31 protein-coding genes are annotated in these 25,760 nt (G+C 70.6%); 20 read left to right on the top strand and 11 right to left on the bottom strand.

Annotation, left to right across the window (positions count from 1 at the left end):
• Nucleotides 1-41: 41 nt before the first annotated feature.
• From F8S09_RS10500 to F8S09_RS10475, 6 genes are all read left to right on the top strand, one after another.
• Complete coding sequence (locus F8S09_RS10500) at nucleotides 42-1,442, top strand: ribonuclease R family protein (RefSeq protein ID WP_152871434.1); 1,401 nt, start codon at nucleotides 42-44, stop codon at nucleotides 1,440-1,442.
• 124 nt (nucleotides 1,443-1,566) lie between these two features.
• Nucleotides 1,567-1,827, top strand: coding sequence for a hypothetical protein (locus F8S09_RS10495; RefSeq protein WP_152871433.1), 261 nt, complete (start codon nucleotides 1,567-1,569; stop codon nucleotides 1,825-1,827).
• A 41-nt stretch (nucleotides 1,828-1,868) separates the two neighbouring features.
• Nucleotides 1,869-2,210 carry a hypothetical protein gene (locus tag F8S09_RS10490; RefSeq protein WP_152871432.1) on the top strand — a complete coding sequence of 114 codons (342 nt, stop codon included), beginning with the start codon at nucleotides 1,869-1,871 and terminating at the stop codon, nucleotides 2,208-2,210.
• Nucleotides 2,211-2,262: 52 nt separating this feature from the next.
• A complete protein-coding gene (locus F8S09_RS10485) occupies nucleotides 2,263-2,739 on the top strand; it encodes a hypothetical protein (RefSeq protein WP_152871431.1) in 477 nt (158 codons plus the stop codon).
• A 63-nt stretch (nucleotides 2,740-2,802) separates the two neighbouring features.
• Nucleotides 2,803-3,861, top strand: a complete 1,059-nt coding sequence (locus F8S09_RS10480; protein ID WP_152871430.1) for an agmatine deiminase family protein — start codon at nucleotides 2,803-2,805, stop codon at nucleotides 3,859-3,861.
• The gene (locus F8S09_RS10475; protein WP_322618733.1) at nucleotides 3,858-5,024 is read left to right on the top strand and encodes a GNAT family N-acetyltransferase; all 1,167 of its coding nucleotides are present in this window, start codon (nucleotides 3,858-3,860) and stop codon (nucleotides 5,022-5,024) included. Before F8S09_RS10480 ends, F8S09_RS10475 begins: the two co-directional genes overlap by 4 nt.
• A gap of 172 nt (nucleotides 5,025-5,196) precedes the next feature.
• Here F8S09_RS10475 and F8S09_RS10470 read toward each other — a convergent pair whose 3' ends face one another.
• Complete coding sequence (locus tag F8S09_RS10470; RefSeq protein ID WP_152871429.1) at nucleotides 5,197-5,844, bottom strand: DsbA family oxidoreductase; 648 nt, start codon at nucleotides 5,842-5,844, stop codon at nucleotides 5,197-5,199.
• 97 nt (nucleotides 5,845-5,941) lie between these two features.
• On the opposite strand from F8S09_RS10470, the gene aguB reads away from it, so the two are divergent.
• Nucleotides 5,942-6,835 (top strand): N-carbamoylputrescine amidase, encoded by an 894-nt coding sequence (aguB, locus tag F8S09_RS10465; RefSeq protein WP_152871428.1) that lies wholly within the window; start codon nucleotides 5,942-5,944, stop codon nucleotides 6,833-6,835.
• 18 nt (nucleotides 6,836-6,853) lie between these two features.
• The gene (locus F8S09_RS10460) at nucleotides 6,854-7,510 is read left to right on the top strand and encodes a class I SAM-dependent methyltransferase (RefSeq protein ID WP_152871427.1); all 657 of its coding nucleotides are present in this window, start codon (nucleotides 6,854-6,856) and stop codon (nucleotides 7,508-7,510) included.
• Here F8S09_RS10460 and truA read toward each other — a convergent pair.
• The gene (truA, locus tag F8S09_RS10455) at nucleotides 7,468-8,334 is read right to left on the bottom strand and encodes a tRNA pseudouridine(38-40) synthase TruA (RefSeq protein ID WP_322618758.1); all 867 of its coding nucleotides are present in this window, start codon (nucleotides 8,332-8,334) and stop codon (nucleotides 7,468-7,470) included. The genes F8S09_RS10460 and truA overlap by 43 nt on opposite strands.
• Before the next feature lie 158 nt (nucleotides 8,335-8,492).
• Here truA and F8S09_RS10450 point away from each other — a divergent pair, with 158 nt between their 5' ends.
• A complete protein-coding gene (locus F8S09_RS10450; protein WP_322618732.1) occupies nucleotides 8,493-9,395 on the top strand; it encodes a M23 family metallopeptidase in 903 nt (300 codons plus the stop codon).
• Nucleotides 9,392-9,655: a hypothetical protein gene (locus F8S09_RS10445; RefSeq protein ID WP_322618731.1), complete on the top strand. Its 264-nt coding sequence runs from the start codon at nucleotides 9,392-9,394 to the stop codon at nucleotides 9,653-9,655. The genes F8S09_RS10450 and F8S09_RS10445 overlap by 4 nt, the downstream gene beginning before the upstream one ends.
• Here F8S09_RS10445 and surE read toward each other — a convergent pair.
• Nucleotides 9,637-10,422, bottom strand: a complete 786-nt coding sequence (gene surE, locus F8S09_RS10440) for a 5'/3'-nucleotidase SurE (RefSeq protein WP_152871424.1) — start codon at nucleotides 10,420-10,422, stop codon at nucleotides 9,637-9,639. The genes F8S09_RS10445 and surE overlap by 19 nt on opposite strands.
• 232 nt (nucleotides 10,423-10,654) lie before the next feature.
• Here surE and F8S09_RS10435 point away from each other — a divergent pair, with 232 nt between their 5' ends.
• Both F8S09_RS10435 and F8S09_RS10430 read left to right on the top strand, forming a co-directional pair.
• Nucleotides 10,655-11,086, top strand: a complete 432-nt coding sequence (locus tag F8S09_RS10435; RefSeq protein WP_322618730.1) for a response regulator — start codon at nucleotides 10,655-10,657, stop codon at nucleotides 11,084-11,086.
• Between the two features lie 259 nt (nucleotides 11,087-11,345).
• Nucleotides 11,346-11,819 (top strand): Na+/H+ antiporter subunit E, encoded by a 474-nt coding sequence (locus F8S09_RS10430; RefSeq protein WP_322618729.1) that lies wholly within the window; start codon nucleotides 11,346-11,348, stop codon nucleotides 11,817-11,819.
• Between the two features lie 147 nt (nucleotides 11,820-11,966).
• Here the strand turns inward: F8S09_RS10430 and F8S09_RS10425 are convergent, their stop codons facing one another.
• A complete protein-coding gene (locus F8S09_RS10425) occupies nucleotides 11,967-12,878 on the bottom strand; it encodes an SDR family oxidoreductase (protein ID WP_152871421.1) in 912 nt (303 codons plus the stop codon).
• A 92-nt stretch (nucleotides 12,879-12,970) separates the two neighbouring features.
• Between F8S09_RS10425 and F8S09_RS10420 the strand changes: the two genes are divergently transcribed.
• Entirely contained in the window at nucleotides 12,971-13,261 is a 291-nt protein-coding gene (locus tag F8S09_RS10420; RefSeq protein WP_152871420.1) for a hypothetical protein, read from the top strand.
• Between the two features lie 63 nt (nucleotides 13,262-13,324).
• On the opposite strand, the gene tkt is transcribed toward F8S09_RS10420, so the two are convergent.
• Nucleotides 13,325-15,316, bottom strand: a complete 1,992-nt coding sequence (gene tkt, locus F8S09_RS10415; RefSeq protein ID WP_152871419.1) for a transketolase — start codon at nucleotides 15,314-15,316, stop codon at nucleotides 13,325-13,327.
• A 344-nt stretch (nucleotides 15,317-15,660) separates the two neighbouring features.
• Here tkt and F8S09_RS10410 point away from each other — a divergent pair, with 344 nt between their 5' ends.
• Both F8S09_RS10410 and F8S09_RS10405 read left to right on the top strand, forming a co-directional pair.
• Nucleotides 15,661-16,632, top strand: a complete 972-nt coding sequence (locus tag F8S09_RS10410) for a GNAT family N-acetyltransferase (protein WP_322618728.1) — start codon at nucleotides 15,661-15,663, stop codon at nucleotides 16,630-16,632.
• A 15-nt stretch (nucleotides 16,633-16,647) separates the two neighbouring features.
• Complete coding sequence (locus F8S09_RS10405; protein ID WP_152871418.1) at nucleotides 16,648-16,848, top strand: hypothetical protein; 201 nt, start codon at nucleotides 16,648-16,650, stop codon at nucleotides 16,846-16,848.
• 77 nt (nucleotides 16,849-16,925) lie between these two features.
• Here the strand turns inward: F8S09_RS10405 and F8S09_RS10400 are convergent, their stop codons facing one another.
• The 6 genes from F8S09_RS10400 to F8S09_RS10375 are packed head-to-tail and all read right to left on the bottom strand — an operon-like array spanning nucleotide 16,926 to nucleotide 21,444.
• The gene (locus F8S09_RS10400) at nucleotides 16,926-17,369 is read right to left on the bottom strand and encodes a hypothetical protein (protein WP_152871417.1); all 444 of its coding nucleotides are present in this window, start codon (nucleotides 17,367-17,369) and stop codon (nucleotides 16,926-16,928) included.
• Nucleotides 17,366-18,556 carry a DUF1501 domain-containing protein gene (locus tag F8S09_RS10395; protein ID WP_152871416.1) on the bottom strand — a complete coding sequence of 397 codons (1,191 nt, stop codon included), beginning with the start codon at nucleotides 18,554-18,556 and terminating at the stop codon, nucleotides 17,366-17,368. Before F8S09_RS10395 ends, F8S09_RS10400 begins: the two co-directional genes overlap by 4 nt.
• A gap of 20 nt (nucleotides 18,557-18,576) precedes the next feature.
• Nucleotides 18,577-19,842: a DUF1800 domain-containing protein gene (locus tag F8S09_RS10390; protein WP_152871415.1), complete on the bottom strand. Its 1,266-nt coding sequence runs from the start codon at nucleotides 19,840-19,842 to the stop codon at nucleotides 18,577-18,579.
• Nucleotides 19,843-19,844: 2 nt separating this feature from the next.
• The gene (locus F8S09_RS10385; RefSeq protein ID WP_322618727.1) at nucleotides 19,845-20,615 is read right to left on the bottom strand and encodes a serine/threonine-protein kinase; all 771 of its coding nucleotides are present in this window, start codon (nucleotides 20,613-20,615) and stop codon (nucleotides 19,845-19,847) included.
• Nucleotides 20,612-20,893, bottom strand: a complete 282-nt coding sequence (locus tag F8S09_RS10380; protein ID WP_227978626.1) for a hypothetical protein — start codon at nucleotides 20,891-20,893, stop codon at nucleotides 20,612-20,614. Before F8S09_RS10380 ends, F8S09_RS10385 begins: the two co-directional genes overlap by 4 nt.
• Nucleotides 20,890-21,444: an RNA polymerase sigma factor gene (locus F8S09_RS10375; RefSeq protein WP_322618726.1), complete on the bottom strand. Its 555-nt coding sequence runs from the start codon at nucleotides 21,442-21,444 to the stop codon at nucleotides 20,890-20,892. The genes F8S09_RS10380 and F8S09_RS10375 overlap by 4 nt, the downstream gene beginning before the upstream one ends.
• A gap of 104 nt (nucleotides 21,445-21,548) precedes the next feature.
• On the opposite strand from F8S09_RS10375, the gene F8S09_RS10370 reads away from it, so the two are divergent.
• The 5 genes from F8S09_RS10370 to F8S09_RS10350 are packed head-to-tail and all read left to right on the top strand — an operon-like array spanning nucleotide 21,549 to nucleotide 25,702.
• Nucleotides 21,549-22,217, top strand: a complete 669-nt coding sequence (locus F8S09_RS10370; protein WP_152871413.1) for a metal-dependent transcriptional regulator — start codon at nucleotides 21,549-21,551, stop codon at nucleotides 22,215-22,217.
• A complete protein-coding gene (locus F8S09_RS10365; RefSeq protein WP_152871412.1) occupies nucleotides 22,214-23,116 on the top strand; it encodes a metal ABC transporter solute-binding protein, Zn/Mn family in 903 nt (300 codons plus the stop codon). The genes F8S09_RS10370 and F8S09_RS10365 overlap by 4 nt, the downstream gene beginning before the upstream one ends.
• Complete coding sequence (locus tag F8S09_RS10360; protein WP_152871411.1) at nucleotides 23,113-23,907, top strand: metal ABC transporter ATP-binding protein; 795 nt, start codon at nucleotides 23,113-23,115, stop codon at nucleotides 23,905-23,907. The genes F8S09_RS10365 and F8S09_RS10360 overlap by 4 nt, the downstream gene beginning before the upstream one ends.
• Nucleotides 23,904-24,836, top strand: coding sequence for a metal ABC transporter permease (locus tag F8S09_RS10355; protein WP_322618725.1), 933 nt, complete (start codon nucleotides 23,904-23,906; stop codon nucleotides 24,834-24,836). The genes F8S09_RS10360 and F8S09_RS10355 overlap by 4 nt, the downstream gene beginning before the upstream one ends.
• Complete coding sequence (locus F8S09_RS10350; RefSeq protein WP_322618724.1) at nucleotides 24,833-25,702, top strand: metal ABC transporter permease; 870 nt, start codon at nucleotides 24,833-24,835, stop codon at nucleotides 25,700-25,702. Before F8S09_RS10355 ends, F8S09_RS10350 begins: the two co-directional genes overlap by 4 nt.
• Nucleotides 25,703-25,760 lie beyond the last annotated feature (58 nt).

Below are 25,760 nucleotides of genomic sequence, written 5' to 3'. Positions count from 1 at the left end.
CCATTCGGCCCTCCTTGCCTCCGCCCCGTATCCTCATTCCCATGACCAGCCCTTCCCCTGCCTTGCCGGACCTCACGCCTGCCCAGCGGACGGAGGTGGAGTTGCTCGCGCGGGGCAAGGCGGAAAAGAGCCGGACCCTGCGCGACCTCTCACAGCCGGAAACGCCGGAAGCCGCCCACACGCTGCTGCTGCGGCTGGGGGTGTGGGACGAGACGCGGACGCCCTACGCTGACCGCCTGGGCGCGGCGCTGCAAGACGTGGCGCTGCCCGTGCCCGACTTCGCCTCGGAACCCCGGCTGGACCTGACTCACCTGCCCTCCTTTGCCATCGACGACGAGGGCAACCGCGACCCTGACGACGCGGTGGGCCTGGAGGACCTTGGCGGGGGGCTGACCCGGCTGTGGGTCCATGTGGCGGACGTGGCCGCGCTCGTCCCGGCGGACAGCCCGCTCGACCAGGAAGCGCGGGCGCGGGGCGCCACCCTCTACCTGCCTGACCGCACGGTGGGGATGCTGCCCGACGCGGTGGTCGAGCGGGCGGGCCTGGGGCTGCACGAGACCTCGCCCGCCCTGTCCATCTCGCTGGACCTCGACGCCGATGGAAACGCCGACGCGGTGGACGTGCACCTGACCACCGTGAGGGTCACGCGGCTGACCTACACCCAGTCCCAGGAGCGGCTGGAGGCGGGTGAGGAACCGTTCGTGTCGTTGGCCCGCCTCGCCCGCGCGAGCCGCGAGTTACGTGAGGGAGAGGGGGCACTCTCCATTGACCTGCCGGAAGTCCGGGTCAAGGCCGACGAACACGGCGCGGCCGTCCTGCCGCTGCCCAAGCCGGAGATGCGCTCCGTGGTGCAGGAGTGCATGACGCTGGCGGGGTGGGGGGCGGCCATTTACGCTGACGACCACGGCCTCGCGCTCCCCTTTGCCACCCAGGACGCCCCCACGCGGGAGGTGCGCGGCGACACCCTGCCTGCCCAGTGGGCGCGGCGCAAGACGCTGGGCCGCACCCGCTTTCAGCCTGCGCCGGGGCCGCACCACGGCATGGGCCTGGATCTCTACGCGCAGGCGACCAGCCCGATGCGGCGCTACCTCGACCTGGTGGTGCACCAGCAACTGCGGGCACACCTCACCGGGGGCGAGGCCCTGAACGGCAAGGCGGTCGCGGGCCGGGTCGCGCAGGCGGGTATGAACGCCGACGCCACCCGGCAGGCCGAGCGCCTCAGCCGCAAGCACCACACCCTACGCTTCATCGCCGCGCAGCCGGAGCGCGAGTGGGACGCCGTGGTCGTGGACCGCCGGGGACCGCAGGCCACGCTGCTGATTCCCGACCTCGCCTTTGACGTACCGACCAGCACCCCCGCTGCACCCGGCACGGCGCTCAAGGTGCGGCTGGAAGGCGTGAACCTGCCCCTGCTGAGCGTGCGGGCGCGGGTGGTGGGATAGGTGGCGCGGCCCGCCCTGCACGGCATTTTGTAGGATTTGACCCAGTTCAAACAACGCCCTGTGCACGACCGAATCCGCTTCATCTTTCATTCATCTGCCCGGCAGGGTGTCTACACTCAGGGCCATGAACGGCGTTCGCACCGACATCGTGTCCCTCCGGATGAGCCACTGCCGAGCCCAACACGCTGCCGCTGGAGCCCAGTACCACCTCGCGGTGCTGCACTACCGCGAGTGTCTGGAGGCCGCCGAGCGCCGGGAAGACTGCCGCGCCGTCGAGTTTTTCGCCCTCAAGCTTGCCGAGTGCTACGACGCCATGGGTCTGCCCGACAAAGCCCGGCACTTCCGGGCACTCGCCTGCACGGAGGGCGGGCCGCTGCTGGGGTGAGGGTCAGCCCCCGCTCAGGTGGCCCCGGCACTCTGAAGCCCATGCACCGCCTCGTGTCTGCCCTTCTTCTGGCCCTCGTGGGAACGGCGAGTGCCGCCACCCTCCAGCTTCAGCCGGGGCAAACCGGGCGGCTGGGCGAGTTCACCCTGACCGTGCTGCGGGTGCAGGACAGCCGTTGCCGCCCAGATGTTCAGTGCATCCAGGCGGGAGAACTGAGGGCGTCGGTGCTGGTGCGCCGGGGCGACCGCTTCGCCCTTCTGCACATGACGCTGCCGGAGCAGGGCGTCACATCGGTCGCTGACGGTTGGGATCTCCCCGTGCGGCTGCGAGAGGCGGCCTTCGGGCGGCTGCCACGCCTGACCTTCACGGACGGTCAGCCCTGATACGCCGCCGATGTGCGCCTCGCTGACCGCCCATCCCGCCTATGCTGAGAATGTGAACAAACTCCTGATGTGCGGCGGCCTGCTGGCGCTGGCTTCCGGCGTGGCCCAGGCCGCGCCGAGCACCTATTTCGGTGTGCGGGTCTCGGTGGATACGCCCCTGGACTTCGGCGTCGGCGTACAGGCCACCTACGACACCGAGCGGTACGCGCTGCGGGGGGGCGTGGATGTCCGCAGCCTGGTGGGCTACACCCTGGGCTTCGGGGCGGACGCGAGCGTGCTCTTCCCGCTGGTAGGCACGCCGAATACCGCGAGCCGGGTGCAGGCGGGGGCCGGGTTGGGCCTGGAGCGGCACAATGGCATCCTGACGGTGGTGCGGCCGCACCTGCTCATCAACGGGGAAGTGCGCGTGGCCCGCTCTGTCACCGCTTTCGCGGAGGGCAGCCTGGGCTACACCTTTCTGCTGCCCGGCGAGGGCGAGGGCCTGAACCTCTTTTCTCCGGGGCTGCGGGTGGGGCTGAACTTCCGCTGAATCCAGGGGCGCTGAAGCTCCGGTCACCCTGCGGCCCAGGCCGGGTCTGTTTTAATACCGGCCATGCAGCACTTCTCCCCCGAAAGCCCCACCCCGCGCGAGCGGGGCTTTGTCATGCCGCCCGAGTGGGCCGAACACGCCGCGACCTGGATGAGCTGGCCCGCCGACGACGACCTCTGGTTCGGGCACCTCGCCGGGGTGCGGGGCGATTACGCCGAGCTGGTGCGGACGATTGCCCGCTTCGAACCCGTGCATCTGCTGGTCCGCGACGAGGAGAGCGAGGCGGACGCGCGGGGGCGGCTGATGGGCGCGGACGTGACCTACCACCGGATTCCCCTCGACGACTCGTGGATTCGGGATAGCGGCCCGATCTTCGTGCGGGACGGGCGGGGGCGCGTCTCGCTGGTGAACTGGCGCTTCAATGCCTGGGGCGGCAAGTTCGAGTGGGAGAACGACGACCGCATCCCCGAACACGTCGCCGCCCACCTGGGGCTTCCCCACTGGGACCGCCCGGAAGTGCTGGAAGGCGGCGGCATCGAGGTCAACGGGGCGGGCGTGGGCCTGACCACCCGCTCGTGCCTCCTCACCGACACCCGCAATCCTGGCCTGACGGAAGCCGACTACGCGGCGCTCTTGCGGGACACGCTGGGCATCGAGCGGCTGCTGTGGCTGGACGGCGGCCTGGAGAACGACCACACCGACGGGCACATCGACACCATCACCCGCTTCGTGGACGAGCGGACCATCGTGACGAGCGTGGCGGAGGACGAGACGGACCCCAACTTTGCCGTCATGGCGAAGAATCTGGCCGAGCTGCGGGAGATGACCGACCCCAACGGCGAACGCTTCCGCATCGTGGAACTGCCCTTGCCTGCCACCCGGCTGGAGGGGGCGGAAGGCCGCCTGCCACCCACCTACGCGAACTTCTACATCGGCAACGGCTTCGTGGTCGTGCCGCTGTACGGCGACCCCAACGACGAGCGGGCGCTGGAGGTGCTGCGGCCCCTCTTCCTGGACCGGGAGGTGATTGGCCTCCAGAGCCGCGCCATCATCGAGGGCGGCGGCTCCTTCCACTGCCTGACCCAGCAGCAGCCCGCCGGGACGCTGTGGCAGGGGGAGTGATCGCGCTGGGGGACGGGTACACGGCCCGCCCCATCTCGCTGGACACCTACCGCGACGCCTGCGCCCGGCTGGAAGACCGCATCTTCGGCGGCGGCTGGGGTTACGCTTTCGGCCCGCCCGCCAAGCCCCCGCCGCCCCTGGGCGAGACGTTCCAGTGGGGCCTCTACCACGGAGATGACCTGATCGGCTGGCACCACGCCCACCAGCGGGACGAGCGCACCGTCTACATGGCGGACACGGGAATTCTGCCCGAGCATCAGGGGCGCGGCCTCTACACCCGGCTGCTGCCGCACCTGCTGGACGCCTACCGGGACGCCGGATACGCCCTCGTCACCAGCCGCCACCGGGCGACGAACAACCGGGTGATCGTGCCCAAGCTGCGGGCAGGCTTCCTCCTTCAGGGCCTGAATCTGTACGAGGGCGGGCTGAACGTGGCCCTGACGCTGAGTCTTGACCCGGCCTACCGGGAAGCGATGCACGTCCGCAGCGGCTTCCGGCAGACAAGCGGGGAGGCGGCGAGGCGGCTGGGGATCAACATGGTGGACTCGCGGCGGGCCGACTCGGTCCCTGTGCCGTCCGTCCCGCTGCCGCACACAGACGGGCCAGCCTTCGACCTTGGGCGGGGGTACATGGCGCACCCCGTCTCCAACGAAACCTACCGCCAGGTCTACGCCCGTCTGGAAGACGCCGCCTACGACACCGGAAGTTTCGACTGGGCGGAGACGCCCCGGCTCGCCCGACCAGAGGCCCCGACCCTCGCGTGGCTGCTCGCCCACGGCGGCGAGGTGGTCGGCTGGCATTCGGCCCGTGGCTGGGACGAGCGCACCGTGTACATGAGCAACACGGCCCTGCTGCCCGCCCACCGGGGGAAGGGTCTGTATAGCCGGTTGCTGCCGCACCTGCTGGGCACCTTCCGCGCGGCGGGTTACACGCTGGTCCGCAGCCACCACCACGCCACCAACAACGCGGTCATCGTGCCCAAGCTCCGGGCGGGCTTCCGGATTCAGGGCCTGGAGGTCAACCACCACGGGCTGATGGCGGTCCTGATCCACAGCTTCGACGACGTGTACCGCGACTACATGGACGTTCGCAGCGGACTGACGCGGCCGCAGGGCGAGGTGGCGCGGCGGCTGGGGCTGGAGACGGCAGGGTCGAGCCGCTGACGGGGGGACCCCTCACCCGCTCGCAGCGCGAGGCCCCTCCGCAAGCGGCTCTGCCAGTCTCCCCAACGTAGAGGGGGCAGAAAAGCTCTCTTAGAGGGGAGAGGCTGGGTGAGGGTCTTTCGCGCAACTCCACTTTTTTTCAACGACTCGGAACTTCAGCTCGGGCCCAGGCTCAGCTTCGCCGAGCCGGACGGTTCTTCGCCCGCTTGATGGTGGCGATTCCGGCGCCCGCATTCAGCACCTCGCCGTAGAGTGCCCACCACTGCCGGGCCGTATCGGGGTCGCGGGTCAGGTTCTCGAAGCGGTAGTAGGCGGCGCTCCCGTCGGGCAGGACGAAGGTGGGCGTGCCGAACACGCCGATCTCGGCCGCGTCCGCGAGGTCGGCGCGCAGGCTGGCCCGCAGGCCGGACTCGTCCTGACGGTCGGCCTCCCAGCGGTTCAGGTCCAGGCCCGCGTCCCGAGCCGCCTGGACGAAGGTGGCCTCCTCCAACGGCTGCTTGTGCTCGTGGTGGGCGCGGTAAAGGGCGAGGGTATAGGCCCACGCCTGCTCCTCCCCCTGGCGGGCGGCAGCCTGCGCGGAGAGGAAGGCGGGGAGGCTCGCCTGCTGAAAGCGGTCGCCCTCGCCCAGCGGTTGGTCGGTCAGCCACCAGACGGTCCCCTTCGCGTTGTCGGGGTGGTTGCCCTGGGTCAGCGAGAAGTGGCGCAGGCGAAAGGCTTGGCCCTCCTGCCGCAGCACGGCGGCCAGCTCCACGCCGCGCCAGGCGTAGGGGCACAGGAAATCGACGTAGACCTCGGTGGTGCCGGAGGGGGAAGCGGTCATGCGGGCACGCTAACACGCCCCGCCGGGCCTTCCCGTGAACCCACCGAACCCGCTTTCCTTCACCCTGCCCCGCGCCCCGGCCGGGTACCCTGGGGCCATGACCCGCACCCCCGAGACCGTCAATCTGGCCGTCGTGCAGATGCACATGACCAGCCAGCTTGAAGACAACCTCGCCCGCGCCGAAGCCCATGTGCGGGACGCCGCCCGGCAGGGGGCCAACGTCGTGCTGCTGCCCGAGCTGTTCGAGAATCTCTACTTCTGTCAGGTCGAGCGCGAGGATTATTTCGGACTGGCGCACCCGCTGGACGACCATCCCTTCGTGGGCCGCTTTCAGAATCTGGCGCAGGAACTCGGGGTGGTCCTGCCCCTGTCGTACTTCGAGCGGGCGGGGCAGGCGCACTACAACTCGCTGGTGTGCATTGACGCCGACGGCGCCATCCTCGGTAACTACCGCAAGACGCATATCCCCGACGGCCCCGGCTACGAGGAGAAGTATTACTTCAATCCCGGCGAGACGGGCTTCAAGGTCTGGCCGACCCGCTTCGGGCGCGTGGGCGTGGGCATCTGCTGGGACCAGTGGTACCCCGAAACCGCCCGCGCGATGATGCTGATGGGCGCGGACTTCCTGCTCTACCCCACCGCCATCGGCAGTGAACCCGCCGAGGTCGAGACGCCCAACAACCACCAGATGTGGCAGCGGGCGATGGTCGGGCACGCGGTGAGCAACTCGGCCTACGTGGGGTCGAGCAACCGCATCGGCACCGAGCAGGTCGGGGACCTGGAACAGACCTACTACGGGCACTCCTTCATCTCGGATTACACGGGCGAGATCGTGGCCGAGTTCGGGGAAACCCAGGAAGGGCCGCTGCTGCACACCCTCGACCTCGCGGAAGCCCGCAAGTTCCGCGCCGGAATGGGCTTTTTCCGCGACCGCCGCCCGGAACTGTACGGCGTGCTGATGACGACCGACGGGGTGACCAAGCGGGGCTGAGCGCCCTACCCTGCACGGATGCCCGACCGTCCCCATTCGCGCGAGTGGTATGCCCGCCTGGCCCGTGAGCTGGGCGGGTACCGTCATCCCTGGACCCGCGAGCTGGACGGCCCCGACCCCGAACGGACCTTCGACGAGCTGCTGCAAGGGCGGCTGGGGCCAGAGGTGCGGGTGCTGGAGGCAGGCTGCGGCCACGGCCCCGACGCGGCCCGGTTTGGGAGCGAGGCTGGCCGCTGGGTGGCCTACGACCGGGTGCCGGAGCTGCTGGAACAGGCCCGTATCAATGCCCCCCAGGCCGAGTTCTGCCTCTGGGACGGCAAGGGCACGGTGCCGGGGGCCTTGCGTGGCCCCTTTGACCTAATCGTGTCACGCCGGGGGCCGACGGGTGTGATCCTGCGGCTCCCTGAACTCGCCGCGCCGGGTGCCCGCTTCCTCTACGTGGGGCCGAGGCTGGAGGTGCCGCAGGTGCCCGAGCGTCTGCGCGGGGTCGGGTGGGACCTGCTGGGCGAGTGGCGGATCTCGGTGCAGGCCTGGGCACCGACCCCGGAGGACTGGGCGACCCGTTGCGCGTGGATGGAGGAAGAAGCGCGGCGGGGAGAGTGGAAGCAGCGGGCCACCCCACGCGGCCTGAGCTACCGCGAGGAGCGGTACGTGGTGCTGGCGGGAGCATCGTAACTCGCCCCCGTAAAGGTCAGCCCCTGTGCGGGTACGTTTGCGCCCGCCCGCGCCCGCTCGCGCCCGGCGAGGATGGCGGGCACCTCCTCCCCACGCAGCTTGCCCTGCCCCACCAGCAGCAGCGTGCCCACCAACCCCCGGACCATGTGGCGCAGGAAACTCTCGCCCGCGACGTAGACCTCCCAGACTTGACCCCCGTGGACGGCGGGACCGGGCCGCACCGCGAGCGCCCGCAGCTCGCGCACCGTCTGGCGGTCTTCCTGGGTGGCGAAGGCGGCGAAGTCGTGGGTGCCCAGCAGGGTCAGGGCGGCGGCGTTCATGGCGGGCACGTCCAGCGGTCCCGGTATGTGCAGCGCCCGGCCCGCCCACAGCGGATGGCGCTGGGGCGCGTGCAGCAGCCGGTAGGTGTAGCGCCGCTCGGTGCAGGAGAAGCGGGCGTGAAAACCGGGCGGGGCCTCGCCCGCCTCCAGCACGGCCACGCTCTCCGGGAGATGGGCGTTGAGGGCACGGGCCAGCCGCTCCGTGGGCACCCGGAAGGCCACCGGCACGTCGATGTGGGCGGGCATCGCCTCCGCGTGGACTCCCGCGTCGGTGCGTCCGGCGGCCACCGGGCGGGCAGCGTCATCCGCTCCCAGCCGGGTGAAGGCGGCGTGCAGGGTGTCCTGCACGCTGGGGGCGTGGGGTTGCGACTGCCACCCGGCGAACTCGGCCCCGTCCCAGGCAAGCAGCAGGCGCCGCCGCCGGAAGCCGGGGGGTGGGGCGTAGGGGGGGCCTGATACGGTTTCCGTCCATTCCGTTCTCCCACCGGGAGAGCGCCGATAAATCAACTCCTTTCCCGGCAACCGTCTTGTCCCTTCTCGCTCTGCTCGGGTTGAACAGCTTGGGGAACTGTTCAACCAGAATCCGTATGACATATTCGCAAGGTAACGCGCGACAGGTTTGTTCACATCCAGGTCTGTGTCCCACCATTACACTAAGCGGCGTGAATCCCACTCTCATCCGGCGCTCCCGTCGTCCGGTGGTGCGGGGCCTGCTGGCCGCCGCTGCCCTCCTCTTGCCCGGCCTCCTGCCTGGGGGCACGGCGGAGGCGGCGGGGAGCTACCGGGTCAAGCCAGGAGACAACCTCACGGTGATCGCGGGGCGTGCGGGCGTGAGCATCGCCGCCCTGAAGTCGGCCAACCCGGTCCTCCGTAACGCCAACTACGTGCGGGCTGGGCAGGTGCTGAAGATTCCTGACCGGATACTGGCAGGGCGCACCCACCGGGTTCAGGGTGGCGAGAACCTCACCGTGATCGCGCGGCGCTACGGGATCAGCCTCGCGCGGCTGCTGGGGGCCAATCCGGCCTACCGGGGCGGCAAGGTGCTACGGGCGGGCGCTATCGTCAGGATTCCCCCACGCACGGTGGCCTCGGGCCTGCGGGCAACTCCGGCCAGAACGGGCGGCGCGGTGGTGCGGGCAGCGTCGGTGCGGGTCAGCGCCGCGCCCGCCTCCTCGCGCGGGTGGCTGTGGCCGGTGGCGGGGTACGCGGGCATCAGCAGCGACTTCGGCCAGCGGGTGATGGACGGCGATCGCGAAATGCACTACGGGGTGGATATCCTCGCCCCGCACGGCTCGCCGGTCCGCGCGGCCCGCTCCGGCCGGGTCATCGAGTCGCGGGCCGACTTCAAGCGCGGCTGGGGCTGGACGGTGGTGCTGGAGCATCCGGACGGCTGGATCACCCGTTACGCGCACCTCAGCGCCAACCTCGTGCGGGCGGGCGAGACGGTCACGCAGGGACAGATCATCGGACGGGTGGGCAACACGGGCCGCAGCACGGGCACGCACCTGCATTTCGGCACCTACCTGCGCTGGAATCCCAAGGACCCGCTGAGCCTGTACGAGTGAGCGCTCCGCACCGGGTCCACTACGCCGAGGCCAGAGGGGAGCAAGCTGGACGTGCCCTCGCTGCGTGGTTGGACACGCTGCCGGGGCAGCCGGGTTTTCTGGGCGCCGAACTGCTGACCAGCCCGGCGCAGCCCGGCCTCGCCCTCGTCGCCAGCCGCTGGACGGGCGAGGTGCCGCCGCTGACGGTGCCGGACGGGGTGCGGGCCTGGGCGTTCGAGGTGCAGCGCAGCCTGGGGCCGGATCACACCTCTGGCACGTAACCCCCCACCTCATCCAGCAGGTCCCGCGCCGTCAGGTCGAGCCGCACGGGCGTCACGCTGATGTACCCGGCCGCCACCGCCCCATAGTCGGTCGCGGGGTCGTCGGCGTCAGGGGCAGTGCTCTGGCCCGCGACCCAGTGGTACTCGCGGCCCTCGGGATCCTGCCGGGTCACGATGGAGTCCTCCCAGCGGTGTTCGCCCACGCGGGTGACCCGCACCCCGCGCGGCGTACCCGCCGGAAAGTTGACGTTCAGCAGCACCCGCGGCGGCAGCCCCCTGGAGAGCACCTCGCGGGCCAGCCGCGCGGCGTAGGCCGCTCCCGCCGCGAAGCCGTACTCGCCATCTCCATTGGCCCGCGCACTGAACGCGACCGACGGCAGCCCCAGCGCCAGCCCCTCGATGGCCGCCGCGACCGTGCCCGAGTGCGTCAGGTCGTCGCCCAGGTTCGGCCCCACGTTGATCCCGCTGACCACCAGGTCTGGCCTTCCGAGCAGATGCACTCCCAGCACCACGCAGTCGGCGGGAGTGCCATCCACCCGGTAGGCGGGCAGGGTCCCGAAGCCTGCCGACGCCGTGTGCTTGAAACGCAGCGGGCGCCGGATGGTGATGCCGTGTCCCACCGCCGACTGCTCGACATCGGGCGCGACCACCACCACGTCGCCCACCTCGGCCAGCGCCAGCCCCAGCGCCTTGATACCGGGCGAGAAGATGCCGTCGTCGTTGACGACCAGAATACGGGGCCGGGGGGCAGAGGACAGGCCAGTCATGGGGCGCAGGGTAGCGCGGAGCCCGCTGGCCTGAAGTGGTGGCCGGGTCCTTGAGTTCGTCTTTACTCGATTCCAGGATGCGGCTGAACTCCGTTCAAGACTTTTTAAGCAGTGCGGAGCAGACATGCGCCCGCCAAGCCGTGCCTGGCCCGCTAAGATGAGTCTTAGCTATGCATCCTCTAAAGCCTCTTCTCCTGACCTTGCCGCCCTGCGCTCGGGGGGAGGCGCGTCCGTGAGCCGTCCTCTGCGCCTGCTGCTCGTCGATGACAGCCTGATGGACCGCCACCTCGCCGAGGAGGTGTTTGCCGAGTACGCTCATCTGTGCGAGGTCACCACGGTGAGCAGCGGGCAGGAGGCCCTGCGCGTCCTGCGGACGCCAGAAAGTGCCCTGCCCGACGTGGTGCTGCTGGACGTGAACATGCCGGGCATGTCGGGCTTCGAGGTGCTGGAAGCGATGAAGGCCGATCCCTGGCTGGTGCAGATTCCGGTGGTGATGCTGACCACCTCCAACCACGACCACGACATCACCCGTGCCTACACGCTGCACGCGAGTTCCTACCTGATCAAATCGCTGAGCTTTCAGGACTTCGTGGCGCAGGTCGAGGGTTTTCTGGAATTCTGGACCCGCGCCCGCCTGACAAGCTGGCCCGACGCGGTGTCCTGATCCCGGTTCCGCTGGAAGAGGAGCGCGGGGGAGACAGTGCAGCCCGTTCAGAGCGGACCAGGACAGGAATGACGTAGAGAGGTGAAAGCCCCGCAGCGAACGGGCGGGGACGGATGCCCGCAAGCCCTGTGCTGCGGGCTCCTCCGCCCTTCGCCCAATTTGATCGGCGGGGCAACCCGTATCCTGACCTCATGACGCCTGCTGCTCCGCTGCCCCGGCCCTGGCCTGACGCTCCTTGCCCCGGCAGGAGCGGTGGGCCGTGAGGGGAGCGGGCTTCAACCTGCTGCTGGGACTGGTGTGGGCGCTGTTTCTGGGTGAGGTCAGCCTGCGGAGCCTGACGCTAGGCTGGCTGATCGGCTTCCTGATTCTGGCCCTGTTTCGCCGGGCGCTGGGAGCGACTCCCTATATCCGCACGGTGACCGGAACCGCGACCCTGATTCTTTTCTTCTCGGCCGAACTGGTGCGGGCCAACGTCCATATGGCGCTGATGGCCCTGCAACCCCGGCCCCGCCTCAACCCGATGATCGTGGAGGTCCCGCTGCGCCTCACGGGCGACCTGCCCCTCACGCTGCTGGCGTCCCTGACCGGGCTGCTGCCGGGCACCGTCGCGCTGGCCTTTTCCCCCGACCGGGCCTCGATCTACGTTCATGCGCTGGGCATGGACAGCGCCCACGCCGCCCGCCAGAGCGTAAGGCAGATGGAACGTCACCTGCTGCGGGTGGTGGGAGGCTAGGTGGGGCGCTGGGGGCCGCCGCTGCGTGTTCCTGAGCGTCCGCAGAAGAGCGGAGGGGGCCAGAACGGACAGTCCCGCATGCGTATCGCCGCCAAAGATCAGCCGCCAGCCCCTGCACGCTGACGGCCCATCGCGGAGGGGAAAACCCTACCCCCCGACCACCGTTCCGCCATTGGGGTGCAGCACCTGCCCGGAGAAGTACGAGGAATCGTCCGATGCCAGGAACACGTAGGCGGGCGCGACCTCGGCGGGCTGGCCGGGGCGGCCCAACGGGGTCTGGCCCCAATCGCTCGCCAGCTTGTCCTCGCTGATGGTGGCCGGGATCAGAGGCGTCCAGATTGGGCCGGGAGCGACGGCGTTGACGCGAATCTTCTTCTCCGCGAGGTTCTGGCTGAGGCTGCGGGTAAAGGCCACGATGGCCCCCTTGGTCGAGGCGTAGTCCATCAGCTCGGGGCTGCCCTTGTAGGCGGTGATGCTCGTCGTGTTGATGATGGACGCGCCTTCCCCGAGGTGCGGCAGCGCGGCCTGGGTCAGGTAGAACATCCCGAAGATGTTGGTGCGGAAGGTGCGCTCCAGTTGCTCGGGCGTGATGTCGGTGAGTTCCTTTTGCTCGTGCTGCTCGGCCGCATTGTTCACCAGGACATCGAGCTTGCCCAGTCGCGCCACCGTCTGCTCGACGGCCTGGCGCGCGAACCCTACGTCCCCGATGTCGCCCGCGATGGCCAGCGCACGGCGGCCCTCGGCCTCCACCATCGCCACGGTGTCTTGCGCGTCCTGATGCTCGTCGAGGTAGAGAATCGCCACGTCGGCCCCCTCGCGGGCGAAGTGGACGGCCACCGCCCGCCCGATGCCGCTGTCGCCGCCGGTGATCAGCGCGACCTTGCCCGCCAGCTTGCCGCTGCCCCGGTAGTCCTCACGGATGGTGACGGGCTGGACCTCCATCTCGGCCTCGCTGCCGGGCTGGGTGCCCTGCGTCTCGACCGGCGTTTCCTGCGGGTAGTCCTCGGTGGAGGCGGTTTCAGGCTGGGCCTTGGGACGGCTCTTGTCGTGGTCGGTCATGGCCCGACTGTCTCACCTCCCCCCCGCACCCGCCCGCCTTGGCTCACAAGCTTGAGGAGGTGTGAAGGACGCGCCCGCTCTAGACTCGCCGCATGACCACGGCGCTGGTGCTGATCGTGATCTCGCTCGCGGGCGTGGGGGTGTTGCTGCTCACGCGCCGGAGCGGGCCGGGGCACTCGGGCGGCTTTCGGCCCCCGGCCCGCCGGATGATGAAGACCGACGAGGAGGTCTGGCTCCGGCGCCTGCTGACGCTGACGCGGGGCAACCGGGGCGCCATCGAGCGGGCCGTGACCGCCAAGCGCCGCAAGTTTCCCCGCGCCACCCGCGCCGAACTGCTGGAGATGATCCACGATGAGTACCGCCGCGACCACGCCCGCGACTAACGGCCACTGAAAGTAGGAGCGCCCGCCTCCTCCTGGAAAGCGGGCGCCGGGCCAGGGTCAACCTCAGCGGGCCAGCACGTCCCTGACCGTCTTGACGACGTTCTCCACGCTGAAGCCGAACTTCTCGAACAGGACCTTGGCGGGGGCCGACGCCCCGAAGGTGTCCATGCCGATGACCGCCCCGTCGTGGCCGACCCACTCGTACCAGGGCGACTTGCTCGCCGCTTCGATGGCGACGCGGGGCACGCCGGGAGTCAGGACCGAGTCACGGTAACCGCGCTCCTGCTCGCGGAAAACCTCCATGCAGGGCATCGAGACGACGCGGGCGGGCGTGCCTGCCGAGGCCAGCGCCTCTGCCGCGTCCAGCGCGAGGCTGACCTCGGAGCCGGAGGCGATCAGCACCACCGCCGCGTTCTCGGCGTCGCGGACCACGTAGGCGCCCTTCTTTATGCCTTCCGGGTTGGCGGGCAGGATGGGCAGGTCCTGACGCGAGAGGGCCAGCGCGGTCGGCCCCTTGCCGTACTCCAGCGCCATCTGCCACGCGGTCGCCGTCTCGTTGGCGTCGGCGGGGCGGATGACGCGGGCACCCGGCACGGCCCGCAGCATGGCGAGCTGCTCGATAGGCTGGTGGGTGGGGCCGTCTTCCCCCAGACCGATGGAGTCGTGGGTCAGCACGTAGGTCACGGGCTGCATCTGAATCGCGGAGAGCCGGAAGGCGGGTTTGAGGTAATCCGCGAACACCAGGAAGGTGCCCACGAGGGGACGCGGGCCGCCGTACAGCGCGAGGCCGTTGGCGGCGGCGGCCATGCCGAACTCGCGCACCCCGAAGTAGACATTGCGGCCCTCGTAGTGGCCCGGCAGGAATTCCCCGCCGTCCTTGATGGTGGTCTTGGTGCTGCCGGACAGGTCCGCGCTGCCGCCCATCAGGCCAGGAACGACCTTTGCCAGCGCATTGATGACCTCGCCGCTGGCGTTGCGGGTGGCGACCGCCTTGCCGCCGGGTTCATAGGTGGGGAGCGCCGCCGCGAGGTTCTCCGGCAGGTCACGCTTGAGCAGGCCCATCACCTCAGCGGCGAGGTCGGGGTGCGCTTCCCCGTAGCGGTCGAGCAGCGCCTGCCACTCGGCCTCCTGCGCGGCGCCACGTTCGCGGGCGTCCATGTGGGCCTTCACCTCGTCCGGCACCGTGAAGGGCGGGTAATCCCAGCCCAGCGCCTGCTTGGTGGCGGCCACGCCCTCCTCACCCAGCGGCTCGCCGTGCGCCTTGCTCGTGCCCGCGCGGGGGCTGCCGAAGCCGATCACGGTGCGGACCTGAATCAGGGTGGGCTGCGCCGTGTGCTCGCGGGCCTGCTGAATGGCGGCCCCGATCTCGTCCAAATTCTCGCCGTCCTCCACGCGCAGCACCTGCCAGCCGTAGGCGCGGAAGCGGGCGGCGGTGTCTTCGGACTCGGCCTTCTCGGTGGCGGTGTCGAGCTGCACCGCGTTGTCGTCGTGCAGCCAGATCAACTTGCCGAGTTTCAGGTGCCCGGCGAGCGCGGCGGCCTCGTGGTTGACGCCTTCTTGCAGGTCGCCGTCGCCCAGGATGGAGTAGACGTGGTTGTCAAAGATCGGGAAGCCGTCGCGGTTGTAGCGGGCGGCGAGGTGCGCTTCCGCCATCGCCATGCCTACGGTCATTGCCGCGCCCTGACCCAGCGGCCCGGTGGTCGCGTCCAAGCCGGGAGTGTGGAAGAACTCGGGGTGGCCGGGGGTCTTGCTCTGCCACTGCCGGAAGCGCTTGATGTCCTCCAGGGGCATGTCGTACCCGGTCAGGTGCAGCAGCGAGTAGATCAGCATGGAGGCGTGCCCCGCCGACAGCACGAAGCGGTCGCGCCCGGCCCACTCGGGGTTCTGCGGGTTGTGGCGCAGGAAACGCTGCCACAGCACGTAGGCCATCGGGGACGCGCCCAGCGGCGCACCGGGGTGGCCGCTGTTGGCCGCCTGCACCGCGTCGATGGCGAGCGTGCGCATGGTGGTGATGCTCAGGCGATCCAGGTCCTGACCCTGTCGTTCGGCTGTCATGGGGCGCAGTCTACCGGGCAAGGCCGCGCGGCAAAGGACACGCCCCCACCTGCCACGAGGTAGGGGCGTGATCAAAGGACAACTTCGGGGCCGACAGGCTCCATCCGGTTCGGGAAACAAGCACACCCACGGCGCTTCCATTCCGGTATAAACAGAATACGCCGGAGGCATAATCCTGTCAAGTCATTCCGTGAATGTGAGTCGCTGATGAATTGCAGCGACTTGGGTGGGAAGCTCGCCAGGTCAGGCAAAGGGGAAGAGCAGTTCGGCGCATATGCAGCCCTAAGCCATCCGGCGTATGCCTGAGATTCGCCCGGCGGCCGGGCAGCAGGAAGGATGGAGGCGTGACTGACACCCGCTCTTCCCTACATTTCCGCTCCTTCCAGCAGGCCGACGCCCCTGCCGTGGCCGATCTCGTGACCCGGAGCGTGCGCGGCCTGTGGACCTACCGCCCGGAGCATTTCCGCGAGAGCACGCGGCCCGAGCGGCGGCGCCTCGTGGCCGTGCGGGGCGGCGAGGTCGTGGCGACCGCGCACCTCGCGCCCTTTGGCGACAGCGCCCCGGACGCACTGCGGCTGGACCTTGCGGGGGAGGGGGCCGTGTTCAGCCCGCTGTATCTGGCGCTGCTGGCCGAGTGGCCCGCCGGATACTCCCGGCTGCTGGGCGTGACCCGCGAAGATTTCTCCGAGAAGATGACCTTTTTCGCGGCGGCGGGCTTTCGCAACGCGTGGCAGTCGTGGGGAGCGCACCTCGACCTGCGGGGGTGGGACCCCGAGCGGTTCCGGGCGCTGGAGGAACGCCTCTTTCTGGAGGGCTACGAGGTCGACCGCTGGCGCATGGACGCCCCGGAAGCCGAGTGGCAGGCCCTGTACACCCTCCACCGCCAGGGCGAGGCCGACGTGCCGCGCAACCCGACGACGATGACCGCGCCCCTGGACCTGCTCGCCCTGCGCGAGGTGATGACCCGCGAGGAAGCCGTCTTCGTGGTACGGCGGCGCGGCGAACTGCTGGCCCTGACCCGCCTGACGCTGCCGCAGGACCGCAGCCTCCAGGGCACGAGTGAAGTTTCCAGCGACCTTACGGTCACCCACCCGGCGCACCGGGGCCGGGGCCTCGCCACGCTGGTCAAGGCGCACGCACTGGCCTGGGCACAGACAGAGGGCTACACCCACGCCGGGACCGGGGGAGCCATCCTCAATCTGCCGATGCTGCGGGTGAATACCCGGCTGGGCTACGTCCCCGAGGCGATGTGGGTGACGTGGGAGAAGAGGCTGAGAAGGGAGGGGACAGAAGTCAGAAAATGTTCAGAGCTTTAAGGCTAAATTAATGACATGTCACAGTTGACGATGGAGGAGCTGGCCTCCTACTTCTTCTACGCGCAGGGCAACGAGGGGCCGTACACCCTCCACGACTTTGTGCGCCTGATCGCTGAGCTGGGCCTGGGCCGCGCCAACGAGGTGCGCGAGGATGTGGTGCAGCAGATCGCGGGTGGGCGGCGTCTCCCCGTGATTCGCGCCGAACTGGTCGCCTGAATCTCAAAGCGAGCGGGGGAGGCAAGCTCCTCCCCCTTCTAAATCAGACTCCACTGCCCCCCCACCGGGCGTGGAGTTTACTTTTTGGGCTTCTCGTCCGGCAGGCCCCCTGCCTTCTCAAACTCGGCCTGAAGGTCACGTAAGGACTTGGTAGGCTTGCTCTTGGGGTCGCCGGGCAGGGTGCGGGCGAAGAACTCCAGCGCGTCGGGGTAGCCGTCGGCGTCCGCATCGGCTTCCCGCGCCAGCACCGAGCGCAGGACCGTGCGGAAGCTGGCGGTCGGCTGGGCACGGAACTCGGCCTGGAGGCTCTGGCCGAACGGGTTCCAGCCCTTCCCGCCCTGGGGCTGGATGTGACAGGTCACGCAGGGCATCACCTTGCCGGAGAGCTGCCAGAGGGGATCGTCCTTGTCGTGGCCCAGGAAGCGGGCGGCCTCCACCCGGTATTTGGGCAGGGCGAGGGCCGCCGGAGCCGAGAGGAGGACCAGCCCGGCGAGCAGCGCACCGCCGACGCGGGCGCTCATGCCACCCACTCCGGTCCCGCAAAGTCGCCGCGCAGGATGTCGCGGGCATTCAGGCCCAGCCAGTGCGTGAGCGCCCCCGCGTACACGCCCCGGAAGTCCTGCCTGTAGCGGATATCGCCGTCCGCGAGGTTTTCCAGATCGGGGCTGTCGCCATGAATGCCGCCCTTCACCCCCTGACCCAGCGCGAACATCACGCTGCCCTGGCCGTGGTCGGTGCCCGCGCTGCCGTTCTCGGCGACCCGGCGTCCAAACTCCGAAAAGCCCATCACGATCACCCGGTCGGCGAGGCCCTGCGCCTCCAGGTCAGCCTGAAACGCCGCGAGGCCGGAGGCGAGGGTCGCCAGCAACTCGTCCTGCTCGGCCCGCTGGCCCGCGTGGGTGTCAAAGCCGCCCAGCGAGACGTACAGCACCCGCTGCCCGGTTCCGGCGGCGATGAGGCGGGCGGCGTCTTGCAGGTTCAGCCCGAAGCGGCCTTCCGGGTACTTCGCGCCGGGGCGGTACTTCGCCACGTTCGCCTGCACCTCCCGCGTGTTCGCCACCATCTGCCGGGCGGCGCGGCCAAGGTAGTCGGCCTCGCCCTCGCGGGGGAGGTTCAGCAGCCGCTCGAAGGCCCCGTCCAGCCCCGCCGGGAGCCTCACCTGAAAGCTGTCCACCCGGTCAATGCTGGGCAGGCTGAACTCGGACGCCCGCAGCGCCTGTGGGGTGGTGCCGCCGAGGTTGGAGGCGCAGAAGGGGTCCCCGATCTTCTCGGCCACCCGTCCGATCCAGCCTTCCGCCTGCGCCTGGGTGGGGTCGGCGGTGTGCCAGATCGCCATGGACGCGAAGTGGGAGCGGTTGGGGTTGGGGTACCCGACATTCTCCATCCAGGCGAGGTGGCCGCTCTCCCAGAGGGGCATCAAGGGCTTGAGCGAGGGATGCATCCCCAGATCGGGCGTGAGGGTCAGCACGTCCTTTCTGGGAATGGCGATGTTGGGCCGCGCCGCGTAATACGCCCCGTTGGAGTAGGGCACCAACGTATTGAGGCCGTCGTTGCCCCCGGTGAGCTGGATGACCACCAGGGTCTTGCCGCCCGCGGCGGGCTGGGTCGCCGCCTGCGCCGCCGCCCGCGCCAGAAAGCCGGGCATCCCGCTCGTCGCGGCCACCGCGAGGGCGGAGTATTTCAGGAAGTCGCGTCGGTCCACAGTCATGGTCACCTCTTGGGGGAGCGTCAGGCCAACCCGAACTCGGGGCTGATGAGGGTCAGGTAGAGGCGCTGCTTGGGGTTCAGGCCGTCCGTCACCCCGGCCAGCGGCGAGCGTTCGGTGCCCAGCAGGGCGAGGTCGGAGGGTTGGGCCTCCAGCTTCGGGGCGGTGCCTGCGGTGGTCAGGGAGGCGGCCACCTGCATCCGCAGCAGCAGCGTGGTGTCGTTGATCCACTCGCGGCCCCCGTCCCAGCCCTTCACGGTGTCGGGTTCCAGGAGGAGTTGGCCCATCCGCCCGGCCGTCTGCGCGAGCGTGAGAATCTGCTTGGCCTCCAGCTTCGGTTGTCCCAGGGTCCGCACCGCCCCCGTGATGAAGGCGACCGGACCGCGAATGATGGCAGCGCGGCGCGAGTAGAAGTGCTCGCTGGCGAGAAGTTCTTCCAGCACGGCGCGAACGTTCCCATGCGTGCGGCGGAAGGTCTCGGCGCTCGCCGCCACCGCCGCCGGGTCCGGCTCGTCCGCGACGAGGGCGCGGTGCAGTTTGCGGGCGATGAAGGGAGCCGTGGCTGGGTGCGTGGCCGCGAGACGAATCACGTCCTCGCCGCCCAGGTTCCCACTCTGGCCCAGATAGGTTTTCTGGCCGGTGTCGTGCTGGCCGGGTCGGAAGAGGAAGCGGGCCTCTTGCAGGAAGTTCTGGTTGCCGCGCCCCCCCTCGAAGCTCCAGCCCGTCAGGGCACGCGCCCCCTCGCGCACGTCGTCCTCGGTGTAGGGGCCGATGCCGGTGGTGAACAGCTCCAGCAGCTCGCGGCTGAAGTTCTCGTTGGGCCGTCCCTTGCGGTTCTGGTCGTTGTCCAGATAGCGCAGCATGGCGGGCGACTGCGCGACCTCCAGCGTGAAGCGGGCGAAGTCGGTCGTGGCCGAGTGACGGCGCAGCAGGCCGAGGTAGGCCGTGAGCATGGGCACGTTCCGCACCTTGTCGGTGCCGATCACGAAATGGTTGCTCCAGGCTAGGGCCAGCAGCTCGCGCAGGGGGTGGGGGCCGTAGAACAGTTCGTAGAGCCACGCCGCCCGCGTGAGCTGGATGCCCGCGCCGGGGGTGGCGGCACTGGAGGGGTCGAAAGGATTGCCGGGGGCGCGTTCGTCGCCGAACGAGAGGAGGTCGCGGGTCACCTCGTGGGCGGGGCGGCCCACCAGGGCACGAATCCCGGCGTCGGTGGCACCGAAGGCCGTGCGGCGCAGCAGGTGGGCGGCATCCTCGGCGCTGAGCTTGCGGGAGAGGGGGGGCAGGGGCATGATCACCTCTTGGAGCCTACGGAGGGCAGGAAAGTTCCCAGGGGGGTCTCGTCCACTGCACGAATGCCGGAAAGAGCGTTCCTGAGCGGCCCGTCGGGCAGATTTCCCACCAGCCACACGAAGCGCCCGCCCACCCGCCGCGAGGCCACCCCCGGCGCGGCGCGGACGTTGCGGGGTGCGACGACCAGCGCGAGGACGTTCACCCCGTCGCTGAGGGACACGGTCACCCCGCCTCCCTCCCGGACCTCGGCAGACACGGGGGCGAAGCCGGGGGGAAAGCGCAGGCCCGGCAGTGCGGTCAGGACCGCCGACCGCAAGCCAGCGGGGATGGGGGGCACGTCCGTTTGCACCCGCACGGGCTGGGGCTGCACCCGCGTCAGGGCGGCGCGGCGGGCCAGGGTGCCGTCCGGCATCCGTTCCTCGTAGGCGAGGGGCACGTTCCACGCCCGGTCCACCCACAGGGTCCAGCGGGCGGCCTGCCCCACCTTCGGGGTGAGGTCGTAGCGGATGGCCTCGCGGCCTACGACGGGGGCGGGCGCGTCCTGGCGGGTCACGGTGAAGTGGCGGGCCAGCAGCGCGGGGCGGAAGGGGACCACCGGAAGCCGCGCCGCCGTGCGGGTGGGCACCGCGCGGGGCGGGAAATACACGCTGACTTCCGCCTCGCCGCGTGCGGCCAGCGTGCGCGACTGGCGCAGGGCCGCCGCGAGGTCGTCGGCGGGAGTGGCCTGGGCCAGCGCGGTCAGGGCCAGCGCGAGGGCAAAGGCCCGTTTCACCAGCCCTCCCCCAGCGTGCCCTGATACACGTCGTAGGCGGCGCTGGCAGGCAGGGCGGGCGTGGGCCGCAGCACCAGCACCCCGGCGAGGATGGCAGCGGCGGCCAGCAGCGGGGGCCAGCGGGGAGCGCGGCGGGGGGGCGCGGCCCGCTCTGCGCGGTGCCGGGCCAGGAATCGGTCGGCGGCCCCGGCGTCGGCGGGCGTCTCGGCGCGGGCCTGGGCGAAGAGGAGGTCGAGGTCGTCGTCGGTCATGGTGCGGGCTCCAATTCTGGGGGTCATGGGGTCACGCCTACGGCGCTCAGCAACTCGCGCAGGGCGGCGCGGCCCCGGCTGAGGCGGCTTTTCACGGTGCCGACCTCCACACCCAGCACCCCGGCGATCTCGGCGTAGTCCAGCCCGCCGAGTTCGCGCAGGGTCACGGCGTCGCGCTGTTCGGGAGGGAGGCGGGCGAGCGCCCACGCGAGGCGGGCGCGGAGGTCGGCCTGCTCGCCCGTTCGGGCAGGGCTGTGGGGGGAAGCGGGTTCGGGGGCCTCGTCGAGAGGCAGGGAGGGGCGGGCGGCCAGCGCCTTGTGACAGGCGTTCAGGGCGATGCGGTGCAGCCAGGTCGTGAACTGCGCCTCCTGGCGAAAGCCCCGCAGATTCCGGTACACACCCATCCACACCTCCTGAAGCACGTCGTCGGCGCTGCCTGGCCCCACCATCCCCGCAGCGAGGCGGTGCAGCCGGGGCGAATGCCGCCGCACCAGCACCTCGAAGGCCGCTTCCCGGTGGGGACCGGGGTGCGCGGCGAGGGGCACGAGCTGCTTGTCGGGGAGAGAATTCAAGGCCACCTCACAGGGTAGGAGGCGGGAAAGGCCGGAAAGGTTCCCACCCCGCCGCCTCCCCCCTTTTCACCCCCCTTGAATCTTAATTTTTGGCGTGCCTAAACTTGGGTATGACGGCCCGCCTCCTCTCCCCTTCCGCCGAGGACTACCTCAAGCACCTCTATGTGCTGGGACAGGACGGTAAGGTCAATACGCAGGCCCTAGCCGACGCGCTGGGCGTGGTCCCGGCGAGTGCCACGGGGATGCTCCGCAAGCTGAGCGAGCAGGGCCTCGTCGCGCACGCGCCGTACCAGGGGGCCCGCCTGACCGCCGAGGGCGAGCAGGTGGCGCTGGAGGTGTTGCGGCACCACCGCCTGCTGGAACTGTTCCTCCACCGGGCGCTGGGCGTGCCGCTGGACGAGGTGCACGAGGAGGCCGAGCGACTGGAGCACGCACTGTCGGAACGGCTGGAGGCCCGCATCGCCGCGTGGCTGGGCGACCCCACCCACGACCCGCACGGGGACCCCATTCCCACCCTGCGGGGCGAGGTTCCGGCCCGCGCCGAGCGGCGGCTGACCCAGCTTGCCCCGGAGGAGACGGCGACCGTGGCCCGCGTGCCCGACGGCGACCCGGCGGGGCTGCGGGCACTGGTGGCAGCGGGGCTGACGCCGGGGGCGGCGCTGACCCTGACGCGGGTGGATGCGGCGCTGGGCACCCTCACGGTGGCGCTGGCAGGCGGTCCCCTCACCCTCGCGCTGGGCGTGGCCGCGCAGGTTCACGTGCATGGGGGGGCGGAATGAGGCGCAGCCTGCTGCTCCTCGCCGCGCTGGGCTTGAGCGCCTGTGCCCCGCCCCCCTCTACCCCGGACGATGGGCGCGTGCAGGTCGTCACGACCGTCAACATGCTCAGTGACCTCGCGGCCGTGATCGGCGGGGACCGGGTGCGGGTGACCGGGCTGATGGGGCCGGGGGTGGACCCGCACCTCTACAAGGCGTCGGCGGGCGACGTGCGGCGGCTGGCGGGAGCCGACCTCGTGCTGTACGGCGGGCTACATCTGGAAGGGAAGATGGTGGACGTTCTGGACGCGCTGAACACGCGCACCCCCAGCGTGGCCCTCTTCGAGACGCTGCCGCGTGACCGCCTGCTGGGACCCGCCGGAGCGCCCGACCCCCACATCTGGTTTGACCCGACCCTCTGGGCGGGCGTGGCACGGGGGGCCGCCGACGCACTGACGCGGGTGGACCCGGAGGGGCGCGAGGTCTACGCCGCCAACCTGACCCGCTACGTGGGCGAACTGGAGGCGCTGGACCGCTGGACCGCCGCGCAGTTCCGCACCGTTCCCGAGCGGCAGCGCGTCCTCGTGACCGCGCACGACGCCTTCAATTATATGGCACGTCGGTATGACGTGGAGGTGCAGGGGGTGCAGGGCATCAGCACGGTCGCGGAGGCGGGCGGGCAGCGGGTCCGGGCGCTGGCCGCGTTCCTGGCCGAGCGGGACATCCGGGCCGTCTTCGTGGAGTCCACCGTCTCGCCCCGCACGGTGGAGGCGGTGCGCGAGGCGGCGCGGGCGCGGGGGCACGCGGTTGAACTCGGCGGCTCGCTCTACGCGGACGCGGCGGGCGACCCCGGCACGCCGGAGGGCACCTACCTGGGGATGGTGCGGCACAACGTCGGGACCATCGTGGAGGGGCTGCGATGACTGTCACCGTACCGGGCACCGCCTCCACCACCCACGCGCCCGCTGCGCCCCCGCTCGCCCTGCGCGGCCTGAGCGTGGCCTATGCCGAGGAACCCGCCGTCTGGGACGTGTCGTTCGAGGTGCCCGCCGCCTCGCTGACCGCCATCATCGGGCCGAACGGGGCGGGCAAAAGCACGTTGCTCAAGGCGGCGCTGGGGCTGGTGCCCCGGCTGGCGGGCGAGGCGCTGTTTTTCGGGGCACCCTTGGCGAAGGTGCGGCGGCGGGTGGCTTACGTGCCGCAACGGACCAGCGTGGACTGGGATTTCCCGGCGAGTGCGCTGGACGTGGTCACGATGGGGCTGTACGGACGCCTGGGCTGGCTGCGGCGTCCGGGGCGGCGCGAGCGGGCGCAGGCGCTGGCGTGCCTGGAGCGGGTGGGCATGGCCGACTTCGCCGGGCGGCAGATCAGCGAGCTGTCGGGCGGACAGCAGCAGCGGGTCTTCCTGGCGCGGGCGCTCGCGCAGGAGGCCGACCTCACCTTCATGGACGAGCCCTTTGCGGGGGTGGACGCCGTGACCGAGCGGGCCATCGTGGACGTGCTGCGCGAGCTGCGCGGGCAGGGGCGCTCGGTGGTCGTCGTTCACCACGATCTGGACACCGTGCGCGACTACTTTGACCGGGTGGCGCTGCTCAACGTCTCGCTGGTGGCGGCGGGACCGACCGAGGTGGCCTTTACCCCGGCGAACCTCCGCGCCGCTTACGGCGAGCGGCACGGGGCACTCGCGGCGGCGCTGGCGGGGGGTGGGCGGTGACTCTCAGTCCCGCCGACTTCTTCACCGACTACACCCTGCGTTCCATCGTGCTGGGGTCGGCGCTGCTGGGGCTGGTGGCGGGGACGCTGGGGTGCTTCAGCGTGCTGCGGCGCCAGAGCCTGATCGGGGACACGGTGGCGCACGCGGCGCTGCCGGGCATCTGCGCGGCCTTCTTGCTCACGGGCACGCGGGACACGCTGGGGCTGCTGGTGGGGGGCGGGCTCAGCGGGCTGCTCGCCTCGCTGCTGGCGCTCGCCATCCTCAGATACAGCCGGTTGAAGGAGGACGTGGCGCTGGGGGTTACCTTCAGCACCTTCTTTGGTATCGGCATTGCGCTGCTGACCGCCATCGGACAAAGCGGGAACGCGGCGCAGGCGGGACTGGAGGGCTTTCTCTTCGGGCAGGCGGCGGCGCTGACCGCCGGGGACGTGGCCCGCTTCGCGGTGCTGGGGGCGCTGGCGCTGGGGACGGTCGCCGCGCTGCACAAGGAGTTCCAGATCAGCCTCTTTGACCCCGACTACGCCGCTGTGCAGGGCTGGCCGGTGGCGGGGCTGACGGCGCTGCCCACCGCGCTGACCGTGCTGGCCGTGATGCTGGGCCTCCAGACGGTGGGCGTGGTGCTGATGGCCGCGATGCTGATCGCCCCCGCCGTGGCCGCCCGGCAGTGGACGCGGGGTCTGGGCGGAATGCTGCGGCTGGCCGGGGTCTTTGGTGCGCTCAGCGGCGGGCTGGGGGCGGCCCTGAGCCTCGCCTTCTCCCCGGCGGGCGGGGCCGGACTGCCCACCGGGGCCGTCACGGTGCTGACCGCCACGGCCCTGGCAGTGCTGTCGCTGCTGCTGGCGCCGGGACGCGGATTGCTCGCGGGGCTGGCCCGGCAAAGGCGGGCACGGGCGCGGCTGCTGGGTGACCTCGCGGGGAGGCAGCGGTGACCCTCCCCTTTGACCTCGTGATCGTGGGGACGGCCGTGCTGGTCGCGTGGGCCTGCACGTTGCCGGGCCTCTTTCTGGTGCTGCGGCGACAGGCGCTGCTGGGCGACGCGATCAGCCACGCCGCGCTGCCGGGAATCGTGGCGGGATACTGGCTCAGCGGGGGAAGCCTCGCCACGCTGCCCGCGCTGGTGGGGGCCTCGCTCTCCGGGCTGCTGACGGTCGGCCTGAGTGCCCTGATCGCCCGCAGCGGCCGGGTCAAGGAGGACGCGGCGCTGGGGCTAGTCTTTCCGGCCCTCTTCGCCGCCGGGGTGATCGCGGTCAGCCTGAATTACGGCAATGTCCACCTGGACCTGGACGCGGTGCTGTACGGGGAGATCGCGTATACGCCCTTCCGCACGGGGTGGTTGGGCCTGCCCGCCGCGTGGGTGCTGGTGGGCGGGATGGGGCTGGTGAATGCTCTCTTCGTGGGCGGGCTGTACAAGGAACTCAAGCTCTCCACCTTTGACCCCGGCCTCGCCCGCACGCTGGGCTTCTCGCCCCGGCTGCTGTCGGGGGCGCTGCTGACGCTGGTGGCGCTGACGGTCGTGGCGGCTTTCGACGCGGTGGGGGCGGTGCTGGTCGTCGCCTTCTTGATCGTTCCCTCCGCGACGGCGCTGCTGCTGACCCGGCGGCTGGGCACGGCGCTCGCCCTCGCGCTGGGGGCGGGACTGAGTGCGAGCGTGCTGGGGTACGTCGTGGCCCTCGCGCTGGACGCGAGCATCACGGGAGCGGTCGCTGGGGTGCTGGGCCTCCAGTTCGTGCTGGCGCTGGCGGCGCAGGCGTTCCGGGCGCGGCGGGTGCGGGGGCGGGCGGTGCTGGGGCGGTGAGGGGCCGCGTGGCATCATCGCCCCATGCAGCCCCGTCTCCCCTCCTCCCTCGGCAGGC

The sequence above is a fragment of the Deinococcus terrestris genome (assembly GCF_009377345.1).
In the GTDB taxonomy this organism is placed as follows: Bacteria; Deinococcota; Deinococci; order Deinococcales; family Deinococcaceae; genus Deinococcus; species Deinococcus terrestris.
Note: the sequence above shows the minus strand (reverse complement) of the source record. Positions and strands in the feature narration are given on the sequence as shown.